At 34.4% G+C, this 11,318-nt stretch carries 8 protein-coding genes and 1 tRNA gene; 6 read left to right on the plus strand and 3 right to left on the minus strand.

The window, feature by feature from the left end:
• Nucleotides 1–13: 13 nt before the first annotated feature.
• Together AO58_RS0103545 and AO58_RS0103550 are read left to right on the plus strand one after the other, a co-directional pair.
• Complete coding sequence (locus AO58_RS0103545) at nucleotides 14–1,249, plus strand: metallophosphoesterase (RefSeq protein ID WP_024980379.1); 1,236 nt, start codon at nucleotides 14–16, stop codon at nucleotides 1,247–1,249.
• A gap of 69 nt (nucleotides 1,250–1,318) precedes the next feature.
• Nucleotides 1,319–1,615, plus strand: coding sequence for a thioredoxin family protein (locus tag AO58_RS0103550; protein ID WP_024980380.1), 297 nt, complete (start codon nucleotides 1,319–1,321; stop codon nucleotides 1,613–1,615).
• A 50-nt stretch (nucleotides 1,616–1,665) separates the two neighbouring features.
• Here the strand turns inward: AO58_RS0103550 and AO58_RS0103555 are convergent, their stop codons facing one another.
• On the minus strand, nucleotides 1,666–2,307 hold the full coding sequence (locus AO58_RS0103555; RefSeq protein ID WP_024980381.1) for a polysaccharide deacetylase family protein: 642 nt from the start codon (nucleotides 2,305–2,307) through the stop codon (nucleotides 1,666–1,668).
• An 87-nt stretch (nucleotides 2,308–2,394) separates the two neighbouring features.
• Nucleotides 2,395–5,676 (minus strand): glycosyltransferase family 117 protein, encoded by a 3,282-nt coding sequence (locus AO58_RS0103560; protein ID WP_024980382.1) that lies wholly within the window; start codon nucleotides 5,674–5,676, stop codon nucleotides 2,395–2,397.
• A 240-nt stretch (nucleotides 5,677–5,916) separates the two neighbouring features.
• On the opposite strand from AO58_RS0103560, the gene AO58_RS0103565 reads away from it, so the two are divergent.
• Nucleotides 5,917–5,987 (plus strand) — tRNA-Gln (locus AO58_RS0103565).
• A 318-nt stretch (nucleotides 5,988–6,305) separates the two neighbouring features.
• Nucleotides 6,306–8,324 (plus strand): BCCT family transporter, encoded by a 2,019-nt coding sequence (locus AO58_RS0103575; RefSeq protein ID WP_244530672.1) that lies wholly within the window; start codon nucleotides 6,306–6,308, stop codon nucleotides 8,322–8,324.
• A gap of 226 nt (nucleotides 8,325–8,550) precedes the next feature.
• On the opposite strand, the gene AO58_RS0103580 is transcribed toward AO58_RS0103575, so the two are convergent.
• On the minus strand, nucleotides 8,551–9,375 hold the full coding sequence (locus AO58_RS0103580) for a universal stress protein (protein WP_024980384.1): 825 nt from the start codon (nucleotides 9,373–9,375) through the stop codon (nucleotides 8,551–8,553).
• Between the two features lie 187 nt (nucleotides 9,376–9,562).
• Between AO58_RS0103580 and rimP the strand changes: the two genes are divergently transcribed.
• Both rimP and nusA read left to right on the plus strand, forming a co-directional pair.
• Nucleotides 9,563–10,027 (plus strand): ribosome assembly cofactor RimP, encoded by a 465-nt coding sequence (gene rimP, locus AO58_RS0103585; protein ID WP_024980385.1) that lies wholly within the window; start codon nucleotides 9,563–9,565, stop codon nucleotides 10,025–10,027.
• 13 nt (nucleotides 10,028–10,040) lie between these two features.
• Nucleotides 10,041–11,294, plus strand: coding sequence for a transcription termination factor NusA (gene nusA, locus AO58_RS0103590; RefSeq protein ID WP_024980386.1), 1,254 nt, complete (start codon nucleotides 10,041–10,043; stop codon nucleotides 11,292–11,294).
• Nucleotides 11,295–11,318: the final 24 nt, after the last annotated feature.

Consider the following 11,318-nt stretch of genomic DNA (forward strand, 5'->3'; position numbering starts at 1 on the left):
AATTAAAAAACACATGATTTTTCGTTTACTGATTTTTTTATTGGTTATAGCGCTTTTCGAAACTTATGCTTTTCAAGCTTTCAAAACAATAGTAAAAAACAAAACCTTTCTTTGGATTTATGCCCTGTTAAGCTTGGTGTTACTGCTGTATATTGTTTACGGATTGACTCAATTTGATCGTTCCGTAGGGCAAACTCAAGCGAGTCTTCGTACAATGGGATTGTTATTGTTGGTGTATGTGCCCAAAATTGTAATTACCCTTATTTTGTTAGGGGAAGACGTGTATCGGGTTTTGATGGGGGCAATCAACTTTTTTGTTGACTATAATAAAGAATCTGCTTTTTTGCCTTCTCGAAGAAAATTTGTAAGTCAAATGGGGTTAGGATTAGCCGCTATTCCTTTCCTTTCTTTGATTTATGGTATTTTTGAAGGACGATACAACTATAAAGTTATCAAACAGGCTATTTTTTTTCCTGATTTACCTGATGTTTTTGACGGATTTACTATTACACAAATTTCGGATGTGCATAGTGGTAGTTTTGATAATCCAGATAAAATTGATTACGCAATCGATTTGATCAATCAACAAAAAACGGATTTGATATTGTTTACTGGTGATATCGTGAATACACATGCCAAGGAGATGCATCCTTGGATTGCTACTTTTAACAAAATCGAAAAACATCCTTTTGGGAAATATGCGGTACTTGGCAATCACGATTATGGTGAGTATGTTACTTGGAAAACCAAGGAAGAAAAAGCTGCTAATTTTGAAGCTATCAAACAATTGTACGGACAAATAGGTTTTACTCTTTTACTAAATGAACATACGTTTATTGAAAAAGAAGGCCAAAAAATAGCTTTGGTGGGAGTAGAAAATTGGGGCCATAATTTCAAGCAAGCTGGGGATTTGAACAAAGCGGCTGCGGGTTTAATCAAAGAAGATTTTAAAATTTTGATGAGTCACGATCCAAGTCATTGGGAGCATGTAGTACAGCATGATGAAAAACATTATCAACTTACCTTATCAGGGCATACACATGGTATGCAGTTTGGTATTGAAATTCCAGGCTATTTTAAATGGAGTTTGGCGCAATACGTTTATAAACAATGGGCTGGCTTATATGAAAACCTAGGGCGATATGTTTATGTTAACCGCGGTTTTGGCTTTCATGCCTATCCGGGAAGAGTTGGAATTATGCCTGAAATAACTGTTATTCAACTAAAAAAAGGGGCAAATAGAGCGTAATTAGTTTAAAATGCTATATTTGCAGTGTAATATCTCTTTTAAAATATTATAAATTAAACATTTTGGTTTATGTCAAAATTTGGAGAACTTATAAATGCTCAAGTTCCTGTGTTAATAGATTTTTACACAGATTGGAACGAATCTTCAGTTTCGATGCATCCAGTAATTAAAGACGTGGCTGCAGCTCTTGGTGATAAGGCCAAGGTAATTCGGATTGATGTTGACAAAAACCAAGAATTGGCTGAAGTACTAAGAATAAAAGGATTACCCACTTTGATGATTTACAAAGATGGAGTTATGATGTGGAGGCAATCAGGGGAACTTGATGCAAACACAATTATAGGATTAGTTCAAGAGCAAATTTAGATTTTATAGTCAACTTTTATAGCGTTAATGAAAAGGATTTGTGTTTGAAACTAACTTGGAATAGTTTCAAACACAAATCCTTTTTGCTTAAGATGTTTGATAGCTTTTGGTAAGGCAAATTTTAAATTAAGGGCAGCTTTTTGACTGTCGTGAAATACAATAATACTTCCTGATTTTGTATTGGAAATAACATTGTCTAAGCATTTTTGTGGAGAAATAGCAGTGTCAAAATCGGCACTCAAAACGTCCCACATAATGATTTTGTATCCTAGTTCTTTTATTTTTTTGGCTTGCTCTTTTTTTATTCTTCCGTAGGGAGGCCTGAATAGTTTAGGTTTTAAATTAGAGGTAGCTGCAATGGTACTTTCACAAAGGCTACAATTTTCTAAATACGATTCAATATCATTTTTCCACCCATTCAAATGATTGTGCGTGTGATTTCCTATATGATGTCCTTCTGAAAGTATTTTTTTGAAAATTTCGGGTTGTGTCACTATGTTTTTACCAATACAAAAAAAAGTGGCTTTGATCTTTTCTTCTTTCAATAGTTGTACTACCCATTCTGTTACTTCGGATGTTGGACCGTCATCAAATGTAAGGTAGATCGTATTCTTTTTGTTGGGTAGATCCCAAATATAGTTAGAAAAGTATTTTTTGATAATACTATTGGTTTTGATCCAGTAGAATGACATGGGCTTTGGTTTTTATTTCAACTAAAAATAAAAAAAATGTAGCATAATTGGATTATGCTACATTGATAAAATTGTTATGTATTTATGTTATTCTTTGTCTCTTCCAAATCGTTCAAATATGTTGATATACGTATTGAAAGCTACTTTGTTTTTGTTGTAAAATGCGAGGTCTCCACTTTCTTGCATTACAGTCAATAAGCTTCTGTAGCGCTCAATATCAGTAATGATGTCAATGGCTATGCTAGATTGATCTGATGGGCTCAACGAGGCATAATACTTTAGGTTGTCTTGGTATTTCAAGATTAATTTTGATAACAAATCTTGAGCTTTTGTTTTTTCATTAAGGTCATAGTATCCTTTTGCAAATGGCTCTACCAAGGAGTAATAGCCAAATTGATCCAAAGGCATTTTAGTTAAAGCTAATTCAATAATGTTTTTAGCCTTGTTATTCTTGCCTTCTGCAATTAACTGGTTCATCAATCTGGACAAGTAAGAGCGGTAGGTGATACTGTTTTTTCTGGTTTCTGGATCGTGGTAAATGGAAAGACTTTCGCTATTCCCCCAGTCCCATTTCATGACGTTACCATACATTTTGTCGCTATCAATACCTCCCATGTCTAGAGGGCTGCCGTCTTTTTCGGTTTTGGTGCGAATAGGAACTAGCTTGTAAGTCATTCCGTCAAGTTGTAGATAATCTTTCATCCAAAGAAAATCTTCATCGTCGTAGGCGCCACCGCTAAAGTAAATTGGTCTTTTCCAATTGTTGTTGGCAATTAAGTCGAGCATCATCAGACGATTTTTGTATAAAGCACGGGCTTTCATGTCGATGTCGATATACGGAACGATAGAGTCGTATTGCTTAGGAGAAACGACTTTGTTTTTGATGATGTTTTCCTTGTTTACTGTCAATCGAATTTTGTTGGTAGGGTAAAAATGTATGGATTGTCCATTTTGCATTTCAACCAGAGATTTTGGGTGTTTGATGAAGGTAATCATGTCTTTTACATCCCATCTAGTTTCGGTTTTTGGAATATGGGCGGTGTAATCCAATTTGTCTCCCACGTAATCATCGTGATTAAAGGAAATAGGTAATGGCTCAGATTCGTATGCTTTACGTTTCATTTGGTCAATATACCAATCGGTCATGAACAAACTTGTGTTTACTATTCGGATATCAGTACGTACTTTTTCTATTTCTTGAGCATACCAAAGGGGAAAGGTGTCGTTGTCGCCAATGGTAAATAGAATGGCATTTTTGTCACAAGAATTCAAATACGCTTTGGCCATGGCAACAGCGGTGTATTTGTTAGAGCGATCATGATCATCCCAATTTTGAGAAGCCATCAATATTGGAGCCGCTAATAAACTACCGGCAATTAAAACAGGGCCTGCTATTTTTGGTGCCAAATATTTTTGTAGGCTTTCGTATAGGGCATAAACACCAAATCCAATCCAAATGGCAAAAACATAAAAGGATCCTACTAATGCGTAATCACGCTCTCTTGGTTCAAATGGTCGTTCATTCAGGTATATTTTAAGGGCTAAACCAGTAAATAAAAACAATACTAGCAAGACGTAAAAACTTTTTCGGTCTCTAGAGGCGTGGAACATTAGTCCAATTAAGCCTAGGATAAAAGGTAAAAAGTAATAGGTGTTTCTACCTTTGTTGTTTAAAACATCGGCGGGCAAATTTTCTTGTGATGCCAAACGGAATGAATCCATAAACGGAATACCGCTAATCCAATTTCCGTCGAGATTATCGTATTTTCCTTGAATGTCGTTTTGTCTGCCTACAAAATTCCACATCAAGTATCTCCAATACATATAGCCAAATTGGTACTCAAACATGAAGGAAATATTGTCAAATGTAGTTGGTTTTTCAATGATTAAATAATCGCCGTAGCTTTTTAAGAATTTAATGTAACCACTATTGTCAATTTGTTTTTGAGCATAAGCCATTTTGAATTCTGAGACAATTTTTTCAATTTCGTTTCGAACTTGAGCGGTTGCTTTATTTAAATCTTCCTCACTGAGTTGGCTTGGGTCAATGCCATATTGCATCAGGTCTTCTTCGTAAGGATAGTTAGGATTTAAACGAAAAGCTGGTGGGTTGGTGAAATTGATGTAATTCTCGATGTGATCGGTACTTCTCATACGAGGCAAAATAGTTTTATGAGCATCGTCACTATTTTGTTCTGCATTTTTATAGTTGTTAACAATAACGTATTTACCTGTTTTGTAATCTCTCTCAAAATTTGGCGCTTTGTCCAAATAAGGATTGTTTGGGTCTAATCCTGCAAAAGCTTCGGTATATTGTGCTCCGTAGAATAATGGACTAGCACCATATTGTTCTCTGTTGTAATAAGCCAAAACCTCTCTAGCATCCGAGGGCTTATTTTCGTTAATAACAACATTGGCATTGGCTCTAATGGGTAACATCATCCAAGTTGAAAAGCCAATTAAAATAAATAAAATGCAAAGAATTATGGTGTTGTAAAAAACCAGCCCTTTTTTGTGAGTGTATTGCAATCCGAAATAAAAGAAGAGACCAAATAATAAAGCCACAAAAATGGTTCCCGAATCAAAGGGAAGTCCCAAAGAATTCACCATAAACACTTCTGTTTTTCCAAAGAAAGCCATGGTAAGCGGTAGCAATAATTTGAAAATAAAAAGGAGTATTGATATTACTACAACATTAGCAATGATGAAGTTTTTTATAGTCACTTTTTCGTAATGTTTAAAGAAGTATAAAAAACCAATGGCTGGAATAGTTAATAAAGCCATGAAGTGTACTCCAAAAGAGAGTCCGGTTACTAAGGAAATAATCAACAGCCATTTGTTGCCCTTTGGCGTATCCATTTCTTGTTCCCAACGTAGACCAAGCCAAAAGAGTAATGCAATTAATAATGAGGCCATGGCATAAACTTCGGCTTCTACAGCATTGTACCAAAAACTATCAGAAAAAGTATAGGCAAGGGCGCCAACAAATGAACTTCCAAGAATAACTATATCATTATTAGTAGTGATTTCGGCTACACGACCAATAATTTTTCGCAAAATCATGGAGCTAGACCAAAACATGAATAGAATGGTAAAAGCGCTTGAAAAAACCGACATCATATTAACCATATAAGCAATGTTTTCATTACCAGCAGCGAACATGGCAAAAAAAGCACCCATCATTTGATACAAAGGTGCTCCAGGAGGGTGGCCAACTTCTAGTTTAGCGGCTGTTGCAATGTATTCTCCACAATCCCAAAAACTCATTGTGGGCTCTACGGTAAGTGTGTAGGTAATTAAAGCAATTCCAAATGTTAACCAACCTATGATTGTATTCCATTTATTAAAGTTAAATGAGGTCTTATCCATGAATTTTTAAAGATTTTGATTTCAAATACAAAGAAAATGTTTTTTTGTGTAAAGCGACAAGCATTAACAGTATTTTCTATAAAAGTATTTGTAAAATGTAACCTTTTGAAAACTAGTAATTAGGGGTGATTCGGTCTTTTTTTTGAAGAAAAAAATCATTTTTTTTGAAGAAAATCGTTTAAAAAGTTTGCAGAACTTAAAATTAGTGTTACATTTGCACTCGCAAAACAACAACAAAACTGGTCTATGGTGTAATGGTAACACAACTGTTTTTGGTGCAGTCTTTCAAGGTTCGAGTCCTTGTAGACCAACTAGTTTTTTGAGAACCCCGCAAACATAATGTTTACGGGGTTTGTTTTTTTGTGTTAAATTGTTTTTTTTTTTTTTTTTTTTTTGAATCAGCTTGTTTTGCAACTTCTTGTTGTTTAGTCGTTTACTTTTGTTTTAACTTGTTAAATATTTTGTTTTGCTTTAGTTGAACAATATCATAATCCCTCTTGTTGTAAAGAATAATATTTCTTTTCTCTAAAAAAAGTCTTCAATAAACTACCCTAATTAGATACTATTGTTGAAGTTGTCTTTAGTATTGTTTAGTTTGATTTTAAAAACGCCTATAAAACTGTTTAATTATGGATAAATCTATGACCTTATTATATTTGTTGGAGAAAATTAAGACAAATTTCACTGCCTCTGTAGCTTTGCCAAGTATTTTTTTGATTGTTTTATTGTCGCTTTTTTGTGGTTTTTTCTCAGAGCAAGCTGCAACAATGTTGGGTGTTTTTAAAGGAGTTATTTTTGATAATCTAAGTTGGTTTTATGTTTTGTTGGTAACTGTTTTTGTGTTGTTTCTTTTATTTGTGGCCATTAGTAAATTTGGAAAAATAAAACTCGGTGCAGACGATTGTGAGCCTGAATATTCCTATTTTTCTTGGGTATCGATGCTTTTTGCAGCTGGGATGGGAATTGGATTAATGTATTTTGGGGTTTCAGAAACCATGGCGCATTATGCCAATCCAGCAATTGGTGATTTGGATGTTCATCTTCGTGCTAAAGAGGCGCAATTGTATACTTTTTTTCACTGGGGTATTCATGCTTGGGCTATTTACGGGGTTGTTGGGCTGTCTTTGGCCTATTTTGCATACCGATACAGTCTTCCTTTAGCGATTAGAAGTGGTTTTTATCCTGTGCTAAAAGACAAAATCAATGGCAGATTGGGTAACATTGTAGATGTATTTGGGCTTTGTAGTACTTTTTTTGGGATTACTACAACACTTGGTTTTGGAGTGGTGCAACTTTGTGCAGGGCTTCATTGTTTAGGGGTGATATCTGATACTTCTTTTGGTTATCAAGCGTTAATTGTGGTTTTAGTGATGGGTGTTGCGGTTGTTTCTGCGCTTTCAGGTTTGGGAAAAGGCGTGAAGATAATGAGCGAAATCAATATTATATTGGCTACTTTATTAATGTTATTTGTTTTGATATTTGGGCCTACGATCTATATTTTAAGCACTTTTACTGAAGGGCTAGGGCATTATGTGAGTCATTTTGCCTCGCTTACTTTCAATACATATGCTTATGAAAAAGAAAGTCAAGCGTGGTTTTCTAACTGGACCATTTTGTATTGGGCTTGGTGGATTTCTTGGGCTCCTTATGTTGGTCTTTTTATTGCTAAAATTTCTAAAGGACGATCCATTCGTGAATTTATTATAGCTGTTTTACTTATACCGTCTCTTTTTAATTTTGTTTGGATGACTGTTTTTGGTAGCAGTGCAGTTTGGATAGATGAGTTTGTGGCTCATGGTGCAATAAGTGAATTTGCTAAGGATCCTAATACTCTTTTGTTTAATTTTTTTGCTTATTTCCCTTTAAGCGGTTTTTTGAATGTCTTGGCAATTGTTATTATCTGTGTTTTTTTTATCACCTCTGCTGATTCTGGAATTTATATAATGAATAGTATTGCTTCTCGTGGGGTTGGTGTGGCGCCTAAATGGCAAAATGTATTTTGGGGTGTTTTGCTGATAATTGTTTCACTTAGCCTGTTGCGTTCAGGAGGACTTGCATCATTGCAGACTATGACTTTGGTTATGGCGCTACCTTTTGGAATAATAATGCTCTTGTTGTGTTTTAGTTTATGGAAAGCTTTGCTTGCTGACGATCAGTATTCATCGGTAAAATATTCACATGCCAGTAATAATTGGAATGATGTTCATTGGAAGCTAAGATTGCGTAAAATTCTAAGTTATTCAAAGAAAAAAGATATTAAAACTTTTTTGAATCAAACTGTGCGAGAGGCTTTTGAAGAGATGGTTCTCGAATTGCAAAAAAACGATATTGTAGCGACTATAACCGAAGAAAAATCTCCAATACATGCCATTGAGTTGGTCATTGAGTACGAGAAATTAAAGAATTTTAAATACGGAGTAAAATCCCAAGTTTTAACAGTATCTACAGCATTAAGAAGGGAAGATAATGCACCTGATATTGATCATGAAACTGTTTTTGTTCCCGTAACTTATTTTGATGATAATAGAAGAGGATACGATATTCAATATCTCAGTAAAGATGAGATTATAGCGGATGTTTTGAGGCAATATGAGCGTTTTTTAAATTTAGGATCGGGAGATACAACGGATTTGTTGTTGAAAATTTGACAAGTTTTATTGTTCAAAAATCCTTTCGTATGACAGTTGATAGTTGTTTTTTTTAAGTATTGACTGAGACTTGTTTGCGACTTAACCGACGATGGATATGTTGTAGTTTTTCTTGCTGAGGATTCAATCTTGCTGAGATCAAAGTTGTGCTTCAAATAATAAAAAAAGGAACCCTCTTGTATATCACAGGAGGGTTCCTTTTTTTATGGAGTTATTATTGGTTTTTTTATGCCTTAATAGTGAGTACTGGAAGTTGAGTGTGGTTGACTAAGTCTTCTGTGATGCTTCCATTGAAGAAATGGCTAAGGCCGGTTCTTCCGTGTGTGCTAATGCTTATTAAATCGGCTTGTATGGAATTGGCAAAATTCAAAACACCTTTTTCTATATTGGATTCGTTGTAAATGTGAATAGCGAAATTGGTTAACTCGAATTCTTTTGCAAAAGACTCCATGGTTGCGGTTGTTGTGTCAGTTGTTTTAAAGCTGTTCGGTGTGCAGATGGTTACTAAGTTGATTTTTGCTTCCCATTTGTTGGCTAATTCTTTTATTTTCTTAAAAGGTGCTTTGGCGGTTTCTGTAAAATCTGAAGCAAATACAATTTGTTTTGGATTGAATGCGGTTTCTTCTTTTTTAATAACAATGACAGGAATTTCGGAAAGACGCACCACTTTTTCTGTATTGGATCCTATAAAGATTTCTTCTGCTCCAGAAGCGCCATGTGATCCCATAACAATTAGGTCAACATTGTTCTTTTTGGTAAAATTAAGTACGCCATCAAAAGCTTTTTCGAATTGAATAAATTCGGTTACCTCGATGCCGTCAAGATAAGGACGCTCAAAAATTTCAGCAAATGTTTCTTTTGCTTTTTGGATAAAAAACATTACTTCAGGAATGCTTTTGCCGCTTGAGATAGCGTCGCTCATTTGATTAGGGAGCTCTAACATGTGAAGTAATAAGATTTCAGCATTATGCGTTTTGGCTAGTTGTGCAGCTACTTTTAAAGCGTTTTCCGCATAAATTGAGAAATCTGTAGGTACTAAAATCCTTTTCATGATGGGTTTGGGGTTTTGGTTGTAAGAAAATGTGTTCTATTATTCTAAGAAGTAAAGATAAGATTTTTTTTTACTGCAATCCAATAAAATGATTTGTAAAAAAACACTATATTTGCAAAGTTATTTATTAAAAGTTAAGTAATGAGGGGACAATTGTCCCCTCTTTTTATAAAATAGTTATAAAAATATGACATTTAAAGAAAAAGTAAATGCATTGATTGAGGAGGCGCTGTTAGAGAAGCTCTCAGTTTTTCTAATTGATTTGAGTATATCAGACGCATTTAAAATAATGGTATCTCTTGATGGGGATAATGGTGTGGCTTTGCAGGATTGCATCGATATTAGCAGAGCGATTGAAAATAACCTTGATCGAGAAGAACAAGATTTTTCGTTGGAAGTAGCCTCAGTTGGAGTAGGTTCTCCGTTAAAAATGGTTCGTCAATATAAAAAAAATGTTGGGAGAACATTAATTGTTAAAACAGCATCAGAAATTATTGAAGCAGAATTAGTTGAAGCTACAGATGTTTTTATAATTTTGTCTTGGGAAGCTAGAGAGCCAAAAAAAATAGGAAAAGGAAAGGAAACGGTTCAAAAAGAACTTCAGTTGCCTTACGCAGATATTAAAGAAGCAATTGTTACAGTAACATTTTAATTAAAGAATTCGCATGGAAAATTTAGCATTAATCGATTCATTTTCAGAGTTTAAAGATGATAAACTTATTGATCGTGTAACGCTTATGGCAATTTTAGAAGATGTATTTAGAAATGCATTGAAAAAGAAATATGGTTCAGATGAAAACTTCGATATTATCATTAATCCTGATAAAGGGGATATGGAAATTTGGAGAAGAAGAGTCATTGTTGCAGATGAGGATTTGGATTTTGAAAACGAAGAAATTACTTTAACAGAAGCTCGTAAGATTGAAGCGGATTTCGAAATTGGAGAAGAAGTTTCTGAAGAAGTAAAATTGATTGATTTAGGTCGTAGAGCTATTTTAGCATTACGTCAAAACTTAATCTCAAAAATACACGAACACGATAATACCAATTTATACAAACAATTTAAAGATATTATTGGGGATATTTATACTGCCGAAGTGCATCACGTTCGTCCAAGAGTTGTAATTTTGGTGGATGATGAAGGAAATGAAATTGTTTTACCAAAAGAAAAGCAAATCCCTTCTGATTTCTTTAGAAAAGGCGATAATGTTCGTGGTATCATTGAAAGTGTTGAGCTAAAAGGGAATAAACCTCAAATTATTATGTCTAGAACTTCTGAGAAGTTTTTAGAAAAATTGTTTGAACAAGAAATTCCTGAGGTTTTTGATGGTTTAATTATGGTTAAAAACGTAGTGAGAATACCGGGAGAGAAAGCTAAAGTAGCTGTAGAAACCTATGATGATAGAATTGATCCAGTAGGAGCCTGTGTTGGGATGAAAGGATCCAGAATTCATGGTATTGTAAGAGAGTTGGGGAATGAGAATATTGATGTTATTAATTACACGAATAACATACAGTTGTTTATTACAAGAGCATTGAGCCCAGCGAAAGTATCTTCCATTAAAATAAATGAAGAAACAAAACGTGCAGAAGTGTTTTTGAAATTAGAAGAAGTTTCTAAAGCTATCGGTCGTGGTGGACATAATATTAAACTAGCTGGTTTGTTAACCGGATATGAATTAGATGTAATTCGTGAAGGTGACATCGCTGGTGCAACAGCAGATGAAGACGATGTTGAATTGACTGAGTTTTCAGATGAAATTGAAGAATGGGTTATAGAAGAATTCGCGAAAATTGGTTTAGATACAGCAAAAAGTATACTAAGTCAAGAAGTAGAGGATTTAGTTAGAAGAACAGACCTAGAAGAGGAAACAATTCTAGATGTAATGAGAATTTTGAAAGAAGAATTCGATAGTTAAGCTATGTTCTTCTAACAACACAAC

This window comes from Flavobacterium succinicans LMG 10402 (assembly GCF_000611675.1).
In the GTDB taxonomy this organism is placed as follows: Bacteria; Bacteroidota; Bacteroidia; order Flavobacteriales; family Flavobacteriaceae; genus Flavobacterium; species Flavobacterium succinicans.

Coding starts and splice junctions, on each gene's coding strand:
- AO58_RS0103580 (WP_024980384.1), bottom strand. CDS start 9,375: ATGAAAAGGATTTTAGTACCTACAGATTTCTCAATTTATGCGGAAAAC.
- rimP (WP_024980385.1), top strand. CDS start 9,563: ATGACATTTAAAGAAAAAGTAAATGCATTGATTGAGGAGGCGCTGTTA.
- AO58_RS0103575 (WP_244530672.1), top strand. CDS start 6,306: ATGGATAAATCTATGACCTTATTATATTTGTTGGAGAAAATTAAGACA.
- nusA (WP_024980386.1), top strand. CDS start 10,041: ATGGAAAATTTAGCATTAATCGATTCATTTTCAGAGTTTAAAGATGAT.
- AO58_RS0103550 (WP_024980380.1), top strand. CDS start 1,319: ATGTCAAAATTTGGAGAACTTATAAATGCTCAAGTTCCTGTGTTAATA.
- AO58_RS0103555 (WP_024980381.1), bottom strand. CDS start 2,307: ATGTCATTCTACTGGATCAAAACCAATAGTATTATCAAAAAATACTTT.
- AO58_RS0103545 (WP_024980379.1), top strand. CDS start 14: ATGATTTTTCGTTTACTGATTTTTTTATTGGTTATAGCGCTTTTCGAA.
- AO58_RS0103560 (WP_024980382.1), bottom strand. CDS start 5,676: ATGGATAAGACCTCATTTAACTTTAATAAATGGAATACAATCATAGGT.